Origin of the sequence: Pseudomonas asplenii, from assembly GCF_001293465.1 — a bacterium.
Classification (GTDB): domain Bacteria; phylum Pseudomonadota; class Gammaproteobacteria; order Pseudomonadales; family Pseudomonadaceae; genus Aquipseudomonas; species Aquipseudomonas fuscovaginae_B.
The window spans coordinates 405,130-424,599 of record NZ_JSYZ01000002.1 but is presented as its reverse complement, the minus strand read 5'-3'; the positions used below and the strand labels follow the sequence as shown (position 1 = coordinate 424,599).

The following is a 19,470-nucleotide window of genomic DNA, read 5'->3' as shown; positions in this document are numbered from 1 at the left end:
CGTGTCGCTGATCGCTTCTGACCACTTCCGCATCGTTGTCGGCCTCGGCAAGAGCGGCATGTCCCTGGTTCGCTTCCTGGCGAACCGGGGCGTTGCCTTTGCGGTGGCCGATACGCGGGAGAATCCACCGGAGCTGGCCACGCTGCGCCGTGACTACCCTCAGGTGGAAGTGCGTTGTGGCGAGCTGGATGTCGAGTTTCTCTGCCGTGCCGACGAACTCTACGTGAGCCCGGGCCTGGCCCTGGCGACCCCGGCGTTGCAGGCGGCTGCGGCCCGTGGCGTGAAACTGTCCGGCGATATCGAGCTGTTCGCGCGTAACGCGAAGGCGCCGATCGTCGCGATCACCGGCTCCAACGCCAAGAGCACCGTGACCACCCTGGTGGGCGAAATGGCGGCTGCTGCCGGCAAGCGCGTGGCGGTCGGTGGCAACCTCGGCACCCCGGCGCTGGACCTGCTCGGCGACGATATCGAACTGTATGTGCTGGAGCTGTCGAGCTTCCAGCTGGAAACCACCGACCAGTTGAACGCTGCGGTGGCGACCGTGCTCAACATCAGCGAAGACCACATGGACCGCTACAGCGGCCTGCCGGCCTATCACCTGGCCAAGCACCGGATCTTCCGCGGAGCGAAGCAGGTGGTGGTCAACCGCCAGGACGCCCTGTCCCGGCCGCTGATGAGCGAAGGCCTGCCCTGCTGGACCTTCGGTCTGGGCAAGCCGGACTTCAAGGCTTTCGGCCTGCGCGAGGAAGGCGGCGAGAAATACCTGGCCTTCGAGTTCCAGAACCTGATGCCGGTGCGCGAACTGAAGATCCGTGGTGCCCATAACCAGTCCAACGCCTTGGCCGCGTTGGCGCTGGGGCATGCCGTGGGGTTGCCGTTCGACGCGATGCTGTCGAGCCTGCGCACCTTCGGCGGCCTCGAACACCGCTGCCAATGGGTGCGCGAGCACAACGGCGTGAACTACTACAACGACTCCAAGGCCACCAACGTCGGTGCCGCGCTGGCGGCCATCGAGGGCCTGGGAGCCGATATCGACGGCAAGCTGGTGCTGGTCGCCGGCGGCGACGGCAAGGGCGCGGATTTTTCCGCCCTGCGTGCGCCGGTTGCGGCCCACTGCCGGGCGGTGGTCCTGCTGGGCCGCGATGCCGAACTGCTGGCCCGGGCGCTGGGTGACGAAGTGCCATTGATTCGTGTGCAGACCCTGGACGAAGCGGTGCGGCGTAGCGCCGAGCTGGCCCGGGACGGCGATGCCGTGCTGTTGTCGCCAGCCTGCGCCAGCCTCGACATGTTCAGGAACTTCGAAGAGCGCGGGCGCCTGTTCGCCAGTGCCGTGGAGGGCTTGGCATGAATTTCAATATCCTCAAGCCGTATCCGTCGCCGATCATCACCGGGCGTGGTGTCGACGTCGATTTCCCGATGCTCGCCGGCTGCCTGGCGCTACTCGGCCTCGGCCTGGTGATGATCACCTCGGCATCCTCCGAAGTGGCTGCCGTGCAATCGGGCAACGCGCTGTACCACATGATCCGCCACCTGATCTATCTGGTCATCGGCGTGGGCGCCTGCATCGCCACGATGATGGTACCGATCGCCACCTGGCAGCGCATGGGCTTCATGATGCTGGTGGGCGCCTTCGGCCTGCTGGTGATGGTGCTGCTGCCGGGTATCGGCCGTGAAGTGAACGGTTCGATGCGCTGGATCGGGTTCAGTTTCTTCAACGTGCAGCCTTCGGAAATCGCCAAGGTGTTCGTGGTGATCTACCTCGCCGGCTACCTGGTGCGCCGACAGAAGGAAGTGCGCGAGAGCTGGATGGGCTTCTTCAAGCCGTTCGTCGTGCTGCTGCCGATGGCCGGCCTGTTGCTGATGGAACCGGACTTCGGGGCCACCGTGGTGATGATGGGGGCAGCGGCGGCAATGCTGTTCCTCGGCGGCGTCGGGCTGTTGCGCTTCGGCTTGATGGTGTTGCTGGCCGTAGTCGCGGTGGTGGTGCTGATCAAGGCGCAACCCTACCGGATGGCCCGTCTGACCACCTTCACCGACCCCTGGGCCGACCAGTTCGGTTCCGGCTACCAGCTGACCCAGGCGCTGATCGCCTTCGGTCGTGGCGAGTGGCTGGGGGTCGGCCTGGGCAACAGCGTGCAGAAGCAGTTCTACCTGCCCGAAGCCCATACCGACTTCGTGTTCTCCGTACTCGCCGAAGAGCTGGGTGCGGTGGGCTCGCTGTGCACTGTCGCACTGTTCGTGTTCGTCAGCGTGCGGGCCATGTACATCGGCCTGTGGGCGGAGAAGGCCAAGCAGTTCTTTGCCGCCTACATGGCCTACGGCCTGGCGTTCCTGTGGATCGGCCAGTTCCTGATCAACATCGGCGTGAACGTCGGCCTGCTGCCGACCAAGGGCCTGACCCTGCCGTTCCTCAGCTACGGTGGCAGCTCCCTGGTGATCTGCTGCGCCTGTCTCGGCCTGTTGCTGCGCATCGAGTGGGAGAGTCGAACCCACCTGGGCAGCGAAGAGATGGAATTCGATGAAAGCGACTTTGCGGAGGACACTCCCTATGGCCGCTAACGTGCTGATCATGGCCGGCGGCACCGGCGGCCACGTGTTCCCGGCGCTGGCGTGTGCCCGCGAGTTCCAGGCGCGGGGCTTCACCGTGCACTGGCTGGGCACGCCGCGCGGTATCGAAAACGAACTGGTGCCCAATGCCGGGTTGCCGCTGCACCTGATCAACGTCGCCGGCCTGCGTGGCAAGAGCAAGCTGTCGCTGCTCAAGGCGCCGTTCGTGCTGCTGCGGGCGATCTGGCAGGCGCGCAAGGTGATCCGCCAACTGAAGCCGGTCTGCGTGCTGGGCTTTGGTGGTTATGTCACCGGTCCTGGTGGGGTCGCCGCGCGCCTGGCTGGCGTTCCGGTGATCGTGCACGAGCAGAATGCCGTGGCGGGTACCGCCAATCGGCTGCTGGTGCCGCTGGCGGCACGGGTCTGCGAAGCTTTCCCGAATACCTTCGGCGCCTCGGACAAGCGTCGTACCACTGGCAACCCGGTGCGCCCGGAGCTGTTCCTGGAGACTCCGCGCCAGGCCCTGGGCGGCCGTCCGGCACGCCTGCTGATCCTCGGTGGCAGCCTTGGCGCCGAACCGTTGAACAAGCTGCTGCCCGAGGCCCTGGCCCAGGTACCGGCCGAGTACCGCCCGGAGGTTTTCCACCAGGCCGGTCGCAACCACGACCAAGTGACCGCCGAACGCTACCAGGCGGCGGGTGTCGAGGCGCAGGTGGCGCCCTTTATCAAGGACATGGCCCAAGCCTATGGCTGGGCCGACCTGGTGGTCTGTCGCGCAGGCGCCTTGACCGTCAGTGAACTGGCTGCTGCCGGTCTGCCCTCGTTGCTGGTGCCTCTGCCCCATGCGATCGACGACCACCAGACCCGCAATGCCGAATATTTGGCCGGGGAGGGCGCTGCCTTCCTGCTGCCGCAAAGAACGACTGGCGCCGCCGATCTGGCGGCACGCCTGACAGAGGTTTTGATGCAACCGGAACGACTGAACACCATGGCGAGCACCGCACGCCGCCTGGCCAAGCCCGATGCTACCCGCACCGTCGTCGAGATCTGCCTGGAGGTGGCCCATGGTTGAGAGTCAGAAAGCCATCCCGCAACCGGAAATGCGCCGCATCCGTCGCATCCACTTCGTCGGGATCGGCGGCGTGGGCATGTGCGGGATCGCCGAAGTACTGCTGAACCTGGGCTATGAAGTGTCCGGTTCCGACCTGAAGACCTCGCCGGTCACCGACCGGCTCGAGTCGTTTGGCGCGAAGATCTTCATCGGCCATCGTTCCGAGAACGCCGCCAGCGCCGACGTGCTGGTGGTGTCGAGCGCCGTGAACAAGTCCAACCCGGAAGTCGCGACCGCCCTGGAACGTCGTATTCCGGTGGTGCCGCGGGCCGAGATGCTCGCCGAACTGATGCGTTATCGCCACGGCATCGCCGTGGCCGGTACCCATGGCAAGACCACCACCACCAGCCTGATCGCTTCGGTGTTCGCTGCTGGCGGCCTCGATCCGACCTTCGTCATCGGCGGCCGGCTGAATGCCGCGGGTACCAATGCCCAGCTCGGTACCAGCCGCTACCTGATCGCCGAAGCCGACGAAAGCGATGCCAGCTTCCTGCACCTGCAGCCGCTGGTCGCCGTGGTCACCAACATCGACGCCGACCACATGGACACCTACGAGGGTGACTTCAGCAAGCTGAAGAAGACCTTCGTCGAGTTCCTCCACAACCTGCCGTTCTACGGCCTGGCCGTGGTCTGCCTGGACGATCCGGTGGTGCGCGAGATTCTCCCGCAGATCGCGCGTCCGACCGTGACCTACGGGGTTCACGAAGACGCCGACGTGCGCGCGATCAATATCCGCCAGGCCGGCATGCAGACCCACTTCACTGTGCTGCGCCGCGATCGCGAGCCGCTGAACGTGTCGGTGAACATGCCGGGCAACCACAACGTGCTGAACGCCCTGGCCACCATCGCCATTGCCACCGACGAGGGCATCAGCGATGAAGCCATCGTCCAGGGCCTGTCGGGCTTCCAGGGTGTCGGTCGGCGCTTCCAGGTCTACGGCGAACTGCCGGTGGACGGCGGCAGCGTGATGCTGGTCGACGACTACGGCCACCACCCGACCGAAGTCGCGGCAGTGATCAAGGCCGTGCGTGGTGGCTGGCCGGAGCGCCGCCTGGTAATGGTCTACCAGCCGCACCGCTATACCCGTACCCGCGACCTGTACGACGATTTCGTCCAGGTCCTGGCCGACGCCAACGTGCTGCTGCTGATGGAAGTCTATCCGGCGGGCGAAGAGGCCATTCCCGGTGCGGACAGCCGCCAGTTGTGCCGCAGCATCCGCCAGCGTGGCCAGCTCGACCCGATCTACATCGAGCGTGGCGTGGACCTGGCGCCGCTGGTCAAGCCACTGCTGCAACCGGGCGACATCCTGCTGTGCCAGGGCGCCGGTGATATCGGTGGCCTCGCGCCGCAATTGCTCAAGAGTTCGCTGTTCGCAGGCGCGGTTGCCGCTGCCGGCGCGGAGAAATCGAAATGACCGCCGCCTACGCCAACCTGTTTTCGACCCTTGAGCCGAAGGACTTCGGTCGCGTCGCCGTGCTGTACGGCGGCAAGAGCGCCGAGCGTCCGGTTTCGCTGAAATCCGGCGCCGCCGTGCTTGAGGCACTGCAGGGCGCTGGCGTCGACGCCTTCGGTATCGACGTCGGCGACGATCTGTTGCAGCGCCTGCTGAACGAGAAGATCGACCGGGCCTTCATCATTCTGCATGGTCGCGGTGGTGAAGACGGCAGCATGCAGGGCCTGCTGGAGTGCCTGGAGATTCCCTACACCGGTAGCGGCATCCTGGCCTCGGCCCTGGCCATGGACAAGTTGCGCACCAAGCAGGTGTGGCACAGCCTGGGTATTCCAACCCCGCGCCACGCCGTGCTGGGCTGCGAAGCCGACTGTATTTCAGCCGGTGCGGAACTGGGTTTCCCTTTGATCGTCAAACCTGCCCATGAAGGCTCCAGTATCGGGATGGCCAAGGTGACCAGCGTCGACGAATTGATCGCCGCCTGGAAAGCCGCCGCCACCTACGACTCGCAAGTGTTGGTCGAACAGTGGATTCACGGTCCGGAGTTCACCATTGCGACGCTGCGTGGCCAGGTTCTGCCGCCGATCGCCCTCGGCACCCCGCATTCGTTCTACGACTACGACGCCAAGTACCTGGCATCCGATACCCAGTACCGGATTCCTTGTGGCCTCGACACTGCCAAGGAAAAGGAACTGATGGACCTCACGGCGAAAGCCTGCGAGGCGCTCGGTATCGCCGGTTGGGCGCGTGCCGACGTGATGCAGGACGCCGATGGCCAGTTCTGGTTCCTGGAAGTCAACACCGCCCCGGGCATGACCGACCACAGTCTGGTGCCCATGGCGGCACGTGCGGCCGGCCTCGATTTCCAGCAACTGGTGCTGGCGATCCTGGCGGAAAGTGTCGCCAGCAATCCAGGACCGAGAGGTTAACGAGCCATGCACGGCGCGCAGATTCGTCATCAGCCACCCGGTTCCGGCCGTAACAAGCCGGTGCCGCGGGGCGCCAGTCGAATGGTGGCCAAGGAGCCGGTGTCGGCGCGTCTGCCGAAAGCCAATTTCGGCTTCCTGAAGCGCCTGATGTGGCCGGTCCTGCTGGTGGCACTGGGCTTTGGCACTTATGAGGGAGCCCAGCGCCTGCTGCCCTATGCGGATCGGCCGATCAGCAAGATCAACGTTCAGGGCGACCTGAGCTACATCAGCCAGCAGGCGGTGCAGCAGCGGATCGCGCCGTACGTGGCGGCGAGCTTCTTCACCATCGACCTGGCGGGTATGCGCGCCGAGCTGGAAACCATGCCGTGGATCGCCCACGCCGAAGTCCGCCGGGTCTGGCCGGACCAGGTGGTGATCCGCCTGGAAGAGCAGTTGCCGGTGGCCCGCTGGGGCGACGAGGCGCTGCTGAACAACCAGGGCCAGGCGTTCGCGCCGCGGGAACTGGCGAACTACGAACATCTGCCGCAGTTGTTCGGCCCGCAGCGGGCCCAACAGCAGGTGATGCAGCAGTACCAGGTCCTGAGCCAGATGTTGCGCCCGCTGGGGTTCTCCATCGCCCGGCTGGAACTGCGGGAACGGGGCAGCTGGTTCCTGACCACCGGCGCGGGCAGCGCGGGGCCGGGCATCCAGTTGTTGTTGGGCCGCGACCATCTGGTCGAGAAGATGCGCCGTTTCATTGCCATTTATGAAAAAACGCTGAAAGAACAGATTACGAACATTGCCAGCATCGATCTGCGCTACGCCAACGGCCTGGCCGTCGGATGGCGGGAACCTGTGGCACCCGTAGCGGACAAACCCGCCGTTGCGAAGAATTAAGAAGAGGCAGGACCATGGCAAACGTGCAAAGCGGCAAAATGATCGTCGGACTGGATATCGGCACCTCCAAGGTGGTGGCGCTGGTGGGCGAGGTTGCGGCCGATGGCACAGTGGAAATCGTCGGTATCGGTACCCATCCCTCCCGCGGCCTGAAGAAGGGCGTGGTGGTGAATATCGAGTCGACCGTTCAGTCGATCCAGCGGGCGGTGGAAGAGGCGCAGTTGATGGCCGGCTGCCGGATCCACTCGGCGTTCGTCGGCGTGGCGGGCAATCACATCCGCAGCCTGAACTCCCATGGCATCGTCGCCATCCGTGATCGCGAAGTCAGTTCGGCTGACCTGGAGCGCGTGCTCGATGCGGCCCAGGCCGTGGCGATCCCGGCCGACCAACGGGTACTGCACACCCTGCCGCAGGACTACGTGATCGACAACCAGGAAGGCGTGCGCGAGCCCCTGGGCATGTCCGGCGTGCGTCTGGAAGCCAAGGTCCACGTGGTCACCTGTGCGGTGAACGCGGCACAGAACATCGAGAAATGCGTACGTCGTTGCGGTCTGGAAATCGACGACATCATCCTCGAACAGCTGGCCTCGGCCTATTCGGTACTGACCGACGACGAGAAGGAACTGGGCGTGTGCCTGGTGGACATCGGCGGCGGTACCACCGACATCGCCATCTTCACCGAAGGTGCGATCCGCCATACCGCGGTGATCCCGATCGCCGGCGACCAGGTGACCAACGATATCGCCATGGCGTTGCGCACTCCGACCCAGTACGCCGAAGAGATCAAGATCCGCTATGCCTGCGCCCTGGCCAAGCTGGCCGGTGCCGGCGAAACCATCAAGGTCCCGAGCGTGGGTGATCGTCCGCCGCGCGAGCTGTCGCGCCAGGCCCTGGCCGAAGTGGTCGAGCCGCGTTACGACGAACTGTTCACGCTGATCCAGGCCGAGCTGCGCCGCAGCGGCTACGAAGACCTGATTCCGGCCGGCATCGTGCTGACCGGTGGTACCTCGAAGATGGAAGGCGCGGTCGAGCTGGCCGAAGAAATTTTCCACATGCCGGTCCGCCTGGGTGTTCCGCACACCGTCAAGGGGCTGTCCGACGTGGTCCGCAATCCAATCTATTCAACTGGGGTGGGGCTGTTGCTGTACGGGCTGCAAAAGCAGTCGGACGGCATTTCCCTGTCCGGTTACAACGGCGGCAACAGAAACGACTATCGCGATGAAGAGCAGAAAGCTCCTGTATTCGAGCGCCTGAAGCGCTGGGTCCAGGGCAACTTTTAAAGTTTCAAAGCAGTAGAAGTAGGCGAAAAAACTAGAGAAATGAAAGGAGAGGGAACATGTTCGAACTCGTAGACAACGTCCCACAAAGCCCGGTAATCAAGGTTATCGGTGTCGGCGGCGGCGGCGGCAACGCCGTCAACCACATGGTCAAGACCAACATCGAAGGCGTCGAATTCATCTGCGCCAACACCGATGCCCAGGCGCTGAAGAACATCGGCGCGCGGACCATCCTGCAACTGGGCACCGGCGTGACCAAGGGCCTGGGTGCCGGTGCCAATCCGGAAGTTGGCCGCCAGGCCGCTCTGGAAGACCGCGAGCGCATCGCCGAAGTGCTGCAGGGCACCAACATGGTGTTCATCACCACCGGCATGGGCGGTGGTACCGGTACCGGTGCAGCGCCGATCATCGCCGAAGTGGCGAAGGAAATGGGCATCCTCACCGTTGCGGTGGTAACCCGTCCGTTCCCGTTCGAAGGGCGCAAGCGCATGCAGATCGCTGACGAGGGCATCCGTGCCCTGAGCGACAGCGTCGACTCGCTGATCACCATTCCCAACGAGAAGCTGCTGACCATCCTGGGCAAGGACGCCAGCCTCCTGTCGGCTTTCGCCAAGGCCGACGACGTGCTGGCCGGTGCCGTTCGCGGTATCTCCGACATCATCAAGCGTCCGGGCATGATCAACGTCGACTTCGCCGACGTGCGTACCGTGATGAGCGAGATGGGCATGGCGATGATGGGCACTGGCTGCGCCAGCGGTCCCAACCGTGCACGTGAAGCCACCGAGGCGGCGATCCGCAACCCGCTGCTCGAAGACGTCAACCTGCAGGGCGCGCGCGGTATCCTGGTGAACATCACCGCCGGTCCCGACCTGTCCCTGGGCGAGTACTCCGACGTGGGTAGCATCATCGAGGCCTTCGCTTCGGAAGCGGCGATGGTCAAGGTCGGTACCGTTATCGATCCGGACATGCGCGACGAACTGCACGTGACCGTGGTCGCCACCGGTCTGGGTGCCCGCATCGAGAAGCCTGTGAAGGTCATCGACAACACCCTGCAGACCGCCGCCAGCCAGCCGGCCGCCACCCAGGCACCTGCTGCCGCGCGTCAGGAACTGCCGTCGGTGAACTACCGCGACCTGGATCGTCCGACCGTCATGCGCAACCAGGCCCAGGCCGGTGCTGCGACTGCCGCGAAGATGAACCCGCAGGACGATCTGGACTATCTGGATATCCCGGCCTTCCTGCGTCGTCAGGCCGATTGATGGAATGTATCAGGAGTATTAGGGTGATTGGTGTTCAGCAAAGGTCTGGTCTGATATTATCGCCAGCCTTTGTTGATACCTGTTCGCAATTTGCGCTGAAGCGGCCAAAGCCATGATTAAACAACGCACCCTGAAAAATATTATCCGTGCTACAGGTGTCGGCCTGCACTCGGGCGAGAAGGTCTATCTGACCCTCAAACCAGCGCCCGTGGATACCGGCATCGTGTTTTGTCGTGCCGACCTCGACCCTGTGGTGCAGATTCCTGCGCGCGCGGAAAACGTTGGTGAAACCACCATGTCGACCACCCTGGTCAACGGTGACACCAAAGTGGACACGGTGGAGCACTTGCTCTCGGCCATGGCTGGCCTGGGCATCGATAACGCCTACGTCGAGCTCTCCGCGTCCGAAGTTCCGATCATGGACGGCAGCGCTGGACCCTTCGTATTCCTGATTCAATCCGCCGGCCTGGAAGAACAGGACGCAGCTAAGAAGTTCATCCGCATCCTGCGCGAAGTCACAGTGGAAGACGGCGACAAGCGCGCCACTTTCGTGCCTTTCGACGGGTTCAAGGTGAGCTTCGAGATCGATTTCGATCACCCGGTGTTCCGTGACCGCACCCAGAGTGCCAGCGTGGATTTCTCCAGCACGTCGTTCGTGAAGGAAGTCAGCCGCGCCCGTACCTTTGGCTTCATGAGTGATATCGAGTACCTGCGCAAGCACAACCTCGCACTCGGCGGCAGCGTGGAAAACGCCATCGTGGTCGACTCGGACGGTGTACTGAACGAAGACGGCCTTCGTTACGAAGACGAATTCGTCAAGCACAAGATCCTCGACGCCATCGGTGACCTCTACCTGCTGGGCAACAGCCTGATTGGTGAGTTCAAGGGCTTCAAGTCCGGTCACGCGCTGAACAACCAGCTCCTGCGCAAGCTCATCGAGCAGAAGGATGCCTGGGAAGTGGTGACTTTCGAAGACGCCAGCACGGCGCCGATCTCGTACATGCGTCCCGTTGCGGCCGTGTAACGACTTTCTCCTTTTGTTGTTCTTCAAAGGCTGCCCCCGGGCAGCCTTTTTTTATGCCGCGAGTTCGATGTCCGCGGCGTGAACCACCTGGTCGCGGCCGTTGTGCTTGGCCTGGTACAGCGCCTGGTCGGCAGCCTGTAGCAGTTGCTCGATGTTGGCCCCGGCGCTGACGGCTTCGCGGGAAACCAATCGGGTGCTGGCGCCGATACTGACGGTTAGAGGGCAGGCCCCGGCGACCGGCGCCGGCATCTGCCGGATGGCATTCAGAATCTTCCCGGCCAGGCAACGGGCGCCGTTCTCGTCGGTTTGGGGCAGGATCACCGCGAACTCCTCGCCGCCATAACGCGCGAGCAGGTCAGCCGGGCGGCGAATGTTCTCGCCGATCACCCGGGCGATTCGACGCAGGGCTTCGTCGCCCATCGGATGCCCATGGCGGTCGTTGAACACCTTGAAATGGTCGGCATCGATCATCAGCAGCGACAGCGGCTGGCCTGAGCGTTGTGCCCGGTTCCATTCGTGCAGCAACGACTGGTCCAGGGCCCGGCGGTTGGCGACGCCCGTAAGGCTGTCGGTGGTGGCCAGCTCGGCCAGTTCCTGCTCGGCCCGCTGGCGTCGGCGCAGTTCCCGCGCCAGCAGCCAGCTCAGCCACAACAGGCCGGCGCACAACCCGCCGGTGGCGCTGCCCACCAGCCAGGTGGTACGCCACCAGGCGGCATAGACTTCTTCCTCCGATAGTGCCACCACCACGATCAGCGGCAATTCGCCGACCCGGGAAAAGGTATAAAGCCGCTGCTTGCCGTCGACACCGGAGATCGCGCTGAAACTGCCATTGCCCTCATGCACGATGCGCAGGAAGTTGGGACGCTGGCTGAAGTCCTTGCCGACCATGTCGGCACTCATCAGCGGCTCCTGGGCGAGCAGGATGCCATCGCTGCTGAGCAGGTTGACCGTACTGCTGGCACCGATATTCAGGGTCTTGAACAGTTCGTTGAAGTAGCTCAGGCGTATCGCGGCCCGGGCCACGCCGAGAAATTCGCCTTCGGGCGACGAAACCCGGCGGCTGAAGCCGATGCGCCAGTCGATCATGCGCCCGCGGGCGAGGAACGGATGGCTGACCATCATTGTCGGGCTGGGGTTGTCGATATGGGCCTTGAAGTATTCGCGGTCGGCGAAATTGCCTGGCCGGGGCTCCACCGAGGACGAGTCGGCAATCACCTCGCCATGCTTGTCGAGCAGCAGGATATCGCCCTTCTGCGGGGACGCCGTGGCGCTGTCGAACAGCGCCAGGTGGCGAACCTGCGGCGAGACGTGCTTGAGGTCCTCGCGCCGCGCCGCGGCAATCAGGTCCTGCAGTGACTTGTCGTAGAGTTCGGCATTGCGCAGGACATCGGCGTCGATCAGTTGCACGATGTTCGTGGCGGCACGCGTGGCGACCAGTTCCGCGCTGCCCCGTTCGCGGATCAGCAGATAGATGACGATGCCGAGGATCGCGCTGACGCTCAGGCCGCTGCCCAGTACCAGCAGCAGGCGAGGCATTGCCGAAAGGTTCGAAGAGTGATTGATGGCAAACCTCATGCAGCTCGGGGGTGTCGGGGCCCGTATAAAGCCCCAGCGTAAAAAAGGCCAGCCTCCGCCAGCTGGCCCTTTACCGAATGCTAGAAGATATTCACCGGGTAGTCGACGATGACCCGATACTCGTCGACCGCCGAACAGCCCGCACTGCTACGGTTGCTCGCCCACCGCAGGCGGATCGCCACTGGCCTCCTGCACCACGTAGCGGACGTTCGCTGGCAGGATGCTGGAGCCATCGCCAGCCTGGGTGGCGTTCGACATCGTTGCAGCCGGAGCAATGAAGATTTGCCTGAGTGAGAGGGCGATCTTCATGACTGTCGAGCTACTTGAATCGATGAGACGGTCGTTCCTGTTGCGTGACGCAGGAGGCAGGCGACAATAAAGAAAGCCGCTGTATCAGCGGCTTTTGAAGCCATCGACCCCGGGCAGGAAACTGGATCGATGGAGAGGGAAACGTTCTGCGGGCAGCTTTCAGCTATCCCTGGCGCTGTCCGGCTGAGCCGGATTTACCGAGCTGTGCCGCTCTGGCGTGCGGCTTTGGGCCTTGGCGGTCATTTCGACGTGATCCTGGCGGGCAGCGGCCCGGGCGGCGTTCTGCGCGACGAAAGACTGGGACTCCTCGGCGTGGGCCAGAGGCGACAACATGACAGCGGACAGGACAAAGAGACTGGCCATACCCATGGAACTGGACATTTTAAAGAACCTTCTTGCTGAGCAAGTGCTGTTGGTTGAGGCAAGGTTAAATGCCCTGGGGGCCTGGAAAAAGACCGGCCCGCTTGAAGGACTGTTACGTTCTGGGCAACAGTCCCTGTCGGGAGAGCGTCAGGCGGGGAGATGGATGCCGAAGGTATTGACGCCGTCGCCGCTGTGTACGAACACATCGCCGCCGTGCATCAGCGCGATCGCCTTGACGATCGCCAGGCCCAGTCCATGGTTGGCACCACTGTTGCTGCGCGAGGCATCGACTCGATAGAAGCGTTCGAACAGGCGCGACAGATGCTCGCTGGCGATGGTTTCCCCGGGGTTGGACACCGCGATCGTCACCTGCCCGCCCTCCTGCTCGATGCGTACCAGAATCACCTGCTCGGGCGCGGTATGTTGCACCGCGTTGCTCAGCAGGTTGATCAGCGCCCGACGCAGGTGGGCGATCTCGATCCGCACCAGGGCATCGCCACTGACCTCGACCCGGACCCGGGCGTCCTCGAGAATGAAATCCAGGTAGTCGAGGGTCGTCGCCACCTCTGCCGCCAGCGAGGTACTGATCAGCTTGGTGGCCTTGCTGCCCTGGTCGGCGCTGGCCAGGAACAGCATGTCGTTGATGATCGAGCGCAGGCGCTCCAGTTCCTCGAGGTTCGATTGCAGCACCTCGAAGTAATGTTCGGCGGAGCGTCCGCGGGTCAGTGCCACCTGGGTCTGGCCGATCAGGTTGGTCAGCGGCGAGCGCAGTTCGTGGGCGACATCGGCGTTGAACGATTCCAGTCGCGAATAGGCCTGTTCCACCCGCTCCAGGGTCGAGTTGAAGGCATTGACGAACTGGCTGAGCTCCGGCGGCAGCGGCGACAGCTGCAGGCGTCCGGTCAGGCGTGGCGGTGCCAGCTTGCCGGCCTCCTGCGACAGCTTGATCAACGGCTTGAGGCCGATCCGGGCGACCCAGTAGCCCAGGGCCGAGGCCAGCAGCACACCGACGATCGCCAGGCTGACCAGGGCGATCAGCAACTGGTGCTGGGTCTGACGGAAGGTCTCGGTGTCGATGGCGATCAGGAACTGCAGGGGCGGCCGCTGGTCCTTGGCCGGCATGGTATTGAGCAGCACCTTGAACGGGTAGGCGTGCCCCGGCAACTGCAGGTCACGCATGCCCCTGGGGCCGGCGGCGAAGGCGCGGATCTGCGCATCGGGCGCGCCGTATTCATAGTTCGGGTCGCTGCTGACCACCCAGAAGCGGATGCGCTTGTCCTCCTCGCCCAGTTGCTTGAGCTTGGCGCTGAACTTGGCCCAGTGATCCGGCGTGCCGAAACGGTTGATCGAGGATTCGAGCACGCTGTAGCGCGCATCCAGTTCAGCTTCGGGCAGCAGACCCAGGCCCTTTTCCACCTGCAGGTACAACGCACCGCCGATCAGCAGGAACACCAGCAGCGCCACCAGGCTGAACAGGGTGCTCAGGCGCAGGGCGATGGAGTTAGTCGACACCGCGGCTCTCCAGCACATAACCCATGCCGCGGATGGTGTGCAGCAGTTTCTGTTCGAACGGGCCGTCGAGCTTGGCGCGCAGGCGCTTGATCGCCACCTCGACGACGTTGGCATCGCTGTCGAAATTGATATCCCAGACCATCTCGGCAATCGCCGTCTTCGAGAGGATTTCGCCCTGGCGCCGGGCCAGCACACTGAGCAGCGAGAACTCCTTGGCGGTCAGGTCCAGGCGCTGGCCGGCACGGCTGGCCTTGCGGCTGATCAGGTCGACCCAGAGGTCGGCGACGCTGATCTGCACGGGCTCATGGCCGCCGCCGCTGCGCCGGGTCAGGGCCTGCAGGCGGGCCACCAGTTCGAGAAAGGAAAACGGTTTGCCCAGGTAGTCGTCGGCGCCATCGCGCAGGCCACGGATGCGGTCCTCGACCCGCTCGCGGGCGGTGAGCATGATCACCGGGGTCTGCTTGCGTGCCCGCAGGGCCTTGAGCACGCCGAAGCCGTCGAGTTCCGGCAGCATCACGTCGAGGACGATCACCGCGTAATCGCTTTCCAGCGCCAGGTGCAGGCCGCCGACGCCATCGCGCGCGAGGTCGACGGTGTAGCCCTGCTCGGTCAGGCCGCGATGCAGGTAGTCGGCGGTTTTTTCTTCATCTTCGATAATCAGGACTCGCATGGCTCAGCCTCAATGTGTGATCGCCGGCACGGCTGCCGGTTGGGGCCGATGGAAAAGCCGCTCGAGCCACAAGTATATGACGGGCGTGGTGAACAGCGTCAGCGCCTGGCTCACCAGCAGGCCGCCGACCACGGCGATCCCCAGTGGCTGGCGCAGTTCGGCGCCGGTACCGTGGCCGAGCATCAGCGGCAGGGCGCCGAGCAGGGCTGCCAGGGTGGTCATGATGATCGGTCGGAAGCGGGTGACACAGGCCTTGTAGATGGCTTGCTCGGGCGTCAGCCCGCCCCGTTGGGCCTCGAGGGCGAAGTCGATCATCAGGATGCCGTTCTTCTTCACGATACCGATCAGCAGCACCAGGCCGATCAGCGCCATGATCGAGAAATCCTGGCCCAGCAGCCAGAGCATGATCAGTGCGCCGAGGCCGGCGGAGGGCAGGGTGGAGATGATCGTCAGCGGGTGCACGAAACTCTCGTAGAGCACGCCGAGAATGATGTACACCGCCACCAGTGCCGCGAGGATCAGCCACGGCTGGCTGGCCAGGGAGCTCTGGAAGGCCTGGGCCGCGCCCTGGAAGTTGCCGCTGATGGAGGCCGGCATGCCGATCTCGTTCTTCGCCTGGTCAAGCAGCAGCACCGCGTCGCCCAGGGCCACGCCGGGGCTGAGGTTGAACGACAGGTTGGCGGCCGGGAACATGCCATCGTGGGCGATCGACAGCGGCCCGCTGGTGGGCGCATCGAAGCGCGCCAGGGCCGACAGCGGCACCATCTCGCCGGTCAGCGGCGAACGCAGGTAGAAGTAGTTCAGGCTCTCGGCCTTGCCTCGCTGGGCGGTGTCCAGCTCGAGGATCACGTTGTACTGGTTGGTCTCGGTCTGGTACTCGTTGACCTGGCGCTGGCCGAACGCATCGTAGAGCGCTTCGTCGACATCGCTGGCAGTCAGGCCGAAGCGCGCGGCGGCCCGCCGGTCGATGGTGATGTGGGTGATGCTGCCACCCAGTTGCAGGTCGTTGGACAGGTCGCGGAACGCCGGGTTGGCCCGCAGCTTTTCCGTCAGGCGCTGGGTCCAGGTGTTCAGCAGGTCGCCGTCGTTGCTCTTGAGCACGTACTGGTACTGGGCCCGGCTCGGCCCGGAGCTGAGGTTGATGTCCTGGCCGGCGCGCAGGTAGAGCACGATGCCGGGGATCCGCATCAGCTGCGGCCGGATCCGGTCGATGAAGGCACTGGCGGAAACGTCGCGCTGGTCCTGTGGCTTGAGCGCGATCCAGAAGCGGCCGTTGGCGATGGTCTGGTTGCTGCCCGAGACGCCCACCGAATGGGAGAACGCCTGCACCGCCGGGTCGGCGGCGACGATCTCGGCAAGGGCCTTGTGCTTGGCCACCATGTCGTCGAACGAGACATCGGCGGCGGCCTCGGTGGTGCCCAGCACGAAGCCGGTGTCCTGCACCGGGAAGAAACCCTTGGGAATGAATACGTAGCCGGCCACGGCAAGGCCGAGGGTCAGGCAGAAAATCCCGAACATCAGTTTCTGGTGGTCCAGCGCACGGCGCAGCCCGCGCTCGTAGAGCGCCAGCAGGCGCTCGCCGAAGGTTGCCTTGGCGTGTTCGTGATGCACCGGCGCGCGCATGAACAGCGCGGCCAGGGTTGGCGCCAGGGTCAGCGAGACCACCACTGAAATCAGGATGGTCGAGGTCGCAGTCAGGGCGAACTCCTTGAACAGCCGGCCCACCACCCCGCCCATGAACAGCAGCGGGATGAAGGCGGCGATCAGCGAGAAGCTGATGGAGACCACGGTGAAGCCGATCTCCCCGGCACCCTTGATGGCGGCTTCGCGCATGCCGTCGCCGGCCTCCAGGTGGCGGTGGATGTTTTCCACCACGACGATCGCGTCGTCGACCACGAAGCCGACGGCAATGACGATCGCAACCAGGGTCAGATTGTTCAGGCTGAAGCCCATCACGTACATCAGTGCGAAGCTGGCTACCAGCGACACGCCGAGCACCGCCGAGACGATCAGGGTCGCCGACAGCTGGCGCAGGAACAGCGCCATTACCGCCACCACCAGCAGGATGGCGATCAGCAGCGTCATTTCCACTTCATGCAGCGAGGCGCGGATGGTCTGGGTGCGGTCGATCAGTTCCCTGACCTGCACCGAGGCCGGCAGCATGGCCTCCAGGCCCGGCAGGGCGGCCTTGATCCGCTCCACGGTTTCGACGATGTTCGCCCCCGGCTGGCGCGAGATCACCAGGTTCACCCCCGGCACATCGCCGGACCAGGCCTGCACATAGGCGTCTTCGGAGCCACGGACCACCCGGGCGATATCCTTGAGCTGCACCGGCGCGCCGTTCTTGTAGGAGACGATCAGCTCACCGTACTCCTGCGGCTGGAACAACTGGTCGTTGGTCGACAGGGTGGAGATGCTCGATTTGCCGTACAGCGCGCCCTTGGCCAGGTTGAGGCTGGTCTGCTGGATCGCCAGGCGGAGGTCGGCCAGGGTCAGGCCGATGGCCGCCAGGCGGTCCGCCGAAGCCTGCACGCGGATGGCCGGACGCTGCTGGCCGGTGATGTTGATCTGGCCGACGCCATCGATCTGGCTGAGCTGGCGGGCCAGCAGGGTCTCGGCATAGTCGCTCAGTTCGGTGCCGGGCATCTGGCTGGAACTGACACTGAGGATCAGCACCGGACTGTCGGCCGGGTTGACCTTGCGCCAGGTGGGCAGGGTCGGCATGTCCTTGGGCAGCTTGCCCGAGGCGGTGTTGATCGCCGCCTGGACCTCCTGTGCGGCGGTATCGATGCTTTTGCTCAGGGTGAATTGCAGGGTCAGGGTGGTGGTACCCAGGGCACTGCTGGAGGTCATCTGGGTCACGCCGGGGATGGCGCTGAACTGCACTTCCAGCGGTGTCGCCACCGAAGACGCCATGGTCTGCGGACTGGCACCGGGCAGTTGCGCGGACACCTGGATGGTCGGGAATTCGGCCTCCGGCAACGGTGCCAGCGGCAGCCGCGGGAAGGCGATCAGCCCGAGCAGGACCAGGGCGAAGGTGAGCAGGATGGTCGCCACCGGGTGATTGATGCACCAGGCCGAGACGCCGCGGCTGTCCTTGATCATGGCTTGGGTTCTCCGGCCACGGCCTGCCCGGCCAGCCTGGGCGCACCGAGTATCTCGACCAGGGCGCCGGGCTTGAGTCGCGACTGGCCGTCGCTGACCAACTGATCGCCGGCCTGCACGCCCTGGATGATGTTCTGTTCGCTGTCCTGGTAAGGCACCTGGACCGGCACCACTTCCACGCCCTTGTCCTTGACCCGGTAGACGAAGTAGCCGTCCAGGCCGCGTTGCACCACCGTCGGAGGCACCACCAGGGCGCCGCGGTCGAGGGCGGTCTGGATCTTGATATTGACCAGTTGGCCCGGCCACAGCTTCTGACCCGGGTTGTTGAACTCGGCCTTGGCCTTGATGGTGCCGGTGGTGGCCGAGACCTGATTGTCGATCAGCGTCAGATGACCGGAGCCGAGCAGGCTGTCACCGTGGCCTTCGTCGCCCAGGTAGGCTTTCACCGCTGCCGGCCTGTCGGCGCCAAGCAGCCCCTGCAGGGTTGGCAGCATCTGTTGCGGGAGGGAGAACTCCACGGCGATCGGATCGATCTGGGTCACGGAAAACAGGCCCTGGGCATCACTCATGCGCAGGAAGTTGCCCTCATCGACGGAGCGGATACCGACCCGGCCGGTCACCGGCGAACGGATCCGGGTATAGGACAGTTGCACCTGCGCCGCGTCAATCGCCGCCTGGTTGCCGAGGGTGGTGGCCTTGAGCTGGTTGACCAGGGCCTGCTGCTGGTCGTAGGTCTGCTTCGAGATCCCGTTGTCGACGGTCAACTGCCTGTAGCGCTTGAGGTCGACCTCGGCCACCTGCAATTGCGCCTGGCTCTGCGCCAGTTGTGCCTTGGCCTGGGACAGGCTGGCCTGGATCGAGCGGTCGTCAAGGGTCGCCAGCAGGTCGCCTTCCTTGACCAGTTGCCCTTCCTTGACCAGCAGGCGGGTGAGGATGCCATCGATCTGTGGGCGGATCACCACGCTGTGCAGTGACAGGGCCGTACCGATGCCGCTGGCATAACGCGGGACGTCCTGTTGCACCACGTGGATGACCTTGACCGGGATCGGCGCGCTGCCGGCGTGCCGGACGGGAGCGGTGCGGGTCAATGTCCAGGTGGCACCGGCGGCCGCCACCAGGATCGCGGCAAGGCCCAACAGGGTTTTCTTCGGGATGTGCATGGTGTCAAAACGCCGGTACGAATGGAAGGAAGGCCAATGCTGGCAGAACAGTAGCCTCTTTATAACCCCGCTATCCGGTCAGCACGGTGACGGCTAACTGACACGGCTGTCAGCTACGGCCCGCCTGGACAGTCATTAAAGAAATAAGTGTTGCAGACGATAAAGCGGGATATAGACCGGGTTATCGGCTGCCTGCTTTTTAATGGACATGTCTGTGCAGGCGTTGTGTTCCGGGGTCGTATGTTTAATTGAATATAAGAAGTCCTACGGATATTCCTCGTTTTTTCGGTGGAGTGCGCTCGC

General features: G+C 64.2%; 15 protein-coding genes. 9 read left to right on the top strand and 6 right to left on the bottom strand.

What is annotated here, in order from left to right:
• The first annotated feature begins 1 nt into the window (after position 1).
• The 9 genes from murD to lpxC all read left to right on the top strand — a co-directional run bounded on the left by murD (position 2) and on the right by lpxC (position 10,473).
• Positions 2–1,348 (top strand): UDP-N-acetylmuramoyl-L-alanine--D-glutamate ligase, encoded by a 1,347-nt coding sequence (gene murD, locus PF66_RS03950; protein ID WP_054061934.1) that lies wholly within the window; start codon positions 2–4, stop codon positions 1,346–1,348.
• Positions 1,345–2,559: a putative lipid II flippase FtsW gene (ftsW, locus tag PF66_RS03945; protein WP_054059862.1), complete on the top strand. Its 1,215-nt coding sequence runs from the start codon at positions 1,345–1,347 to the stop codon at positions 2,557–2,559. Before murD ends, ftsW begins: the two co-directional genes overlap by 4 nt.
• Positions 2,549–3,619 carry an undecaprenyldiphospho-muramoylpentapeptide beta-N-acetylglucosaminyltransferase gene (murG, locus tag PF66_RS03940; RefSeq protein WP_054061933.1) on the top strand — a complete coding sequence of 357 codons (1,071 nt, stop codon included), beginning with the start codon at positions 2,549–2,551 and terminating at the stop codon, positions 3,617–3,619. Before ftsW ends, murG begins: the two co-directional genes overlap by 11 nt.
• Positions 3,612–5,072, top strand: a complete 1,461-nt coding sequence (murC, locus tag PF66_RS03935) for a UDP-N-acetylmuramate--L-alanine ligase (protein WP_054059860.1) — start codon at positions 3,612–3,614, stop codon at positions 5,070–5,072. The genes murG and murC overlap by 8 nt, the downstream gene beginning before the upstream one ends.
• Positions 5,069–6,037 carry a D-alanine--D-alanine ligase gene (locus PF66_RS03930; protein WP_054061932.1) on the top strand — a complete coding sequence of 323 codons (969 nt, stop codon included), beginning with the start codon at positions 5,069–5,071 and terminating at the stop codon, positions 6,035–6,037. Before murC ends, PF66_RS03930 begins: the two co-directional genes overlap by 4 nt.
• 6 nt (positions 6,038–6,043) lie before the next feature.
• A complete protein-coding gene (locus PF66_RS03925; protein WP_054059858.1) occupies positions 6,044–6,913 on the top strand; it encodes a cell division protein FtsQ/DivIB in 870 nt (289 codons plus the stop codon).
• Positions 6,914–6,927: 14 nt separating this feature from the next.
• Complete coding sequence (gene ftsA, locus PF66_RS03920; protein WP_017904846.1) at positions 6,928–8,193, top strand: cell division protein FtsA; 1,266 nt, start codon at positions 6,928–6,930, stop codon at positions 8,191–8,193.
• A 56-nt stretch (positions 8,194–8,249) separates the two neighbouring features.
• Positions 8,250–9,449, top strand: a complete 1,200-nt coding sequence (gene ftsZ, locus PF66_RS03915) for a cell division protein FtsZ (protein WP_054059857.1) — start codon at positions 8,250–8,252, stop codon at positions 9,447–9,449.
• 112 nt (positions 9,450–9,561) lie between these two features.
• A complete protein-coding gene (gene lpxC, locus PF66_RS03910; protein ID WP_010452622.1) occupies positions 9,562–10,473 on the top strand; it encodes a UDP-3-O-acyl-N-acetylglucosamine deacetylase in 912 nt (303 codons plus the stop codon).
• A gap of 51 nt (positions 10,474–10,524) precedes the next feature.
• On the opposite strand, the gene PF66_RS03905 is transcribed toward lpxC, so the two are convergent.
• The 6 genes from PF66_RS03905 to PF66_RS03880 all read right to left on the bottom strand — a co-directional run bounded on the left by PF66_RS03905 (position 10,525) and on the right by PF66_RS03880 (position 19,167).
• Entirely contained in the window at positions 10,525–12,009 is a 1,485-nt protein-coding gene (locus tag PF66_RS03905; RefSeq protein ID WP_054059856.1) for a sensor domain-containing diguanylate cyclase, read from the bottom strand.
• A 507-nt stretch (positions 12,010–12,516) separates the two neighbouring features.
• Complete coding sequence (locus PF66_RS03900) at positions 12,517–12,738, bottom strand: hypothetical protein (RefSeq protein WP_054059855.1); 222 nt, start codon at positions 12,736–12,738, stop codon at positions 12,517–12,519.
• A 129-nt stretch (positions 12,739–12,867) separates the two neighbouring features.
• Entirely contained in the window at positions 12,868–14,232 is a 1,365-nt protein-coding gene (locus tag PF66_RS03895; protein ID WP_054061931.1) for a heavy metal sensor histidine kinase, read from the bottom strand.
• Positions 14,222–14,902 carry a heavy metal response regulator transcription factor gene (locus PF66_RS03890; protein ID WP_017904851.1) on the bottom strand — a complete coding sequence of 227 codons (681 nt, stop codon included), beginning with the start codon at positions 14,900–14,902 and terminating at the stop codon, positions 14,222–14,224. Before PF66_RS03890 ends, PF66_RS03895 begins: the two co-directional genes overlap by 11 nt.
• A 9-nt stretch (positions 14,903–14,911) precedes the next feature.
• Positions 14,912–18,007: a multidrug efflux RND transporter permease subunit gene (locus PF66_RS03885; protein ID WP_054059853.1), complete on the bottom strand. Its 3,096-nt coding sequence runs from the start codon at positions 18,005–18,007 to the stop codon at positions 14,912–14,914.
• Positions 18,004–19,167 carry an efflux RND transporter periplasmic adaptor subunit gene (locus PF66_RS03880; protein ID WP_054061930.1) on the bottom strand — a complete coding sequence of 388 codons (1,164 nt, stop codon included), beginning with the start codon at positions 19,165–19,167 and terminating at the stop codon, positions 18,004–18,006. Before PF66_RS03880 ends, PF66_RS03885 begins: the two co-directional genes overlap by 4 nt.
• Between the last annotated feature and the right edge of the window lie 303 nt (positions 19,168–19,470).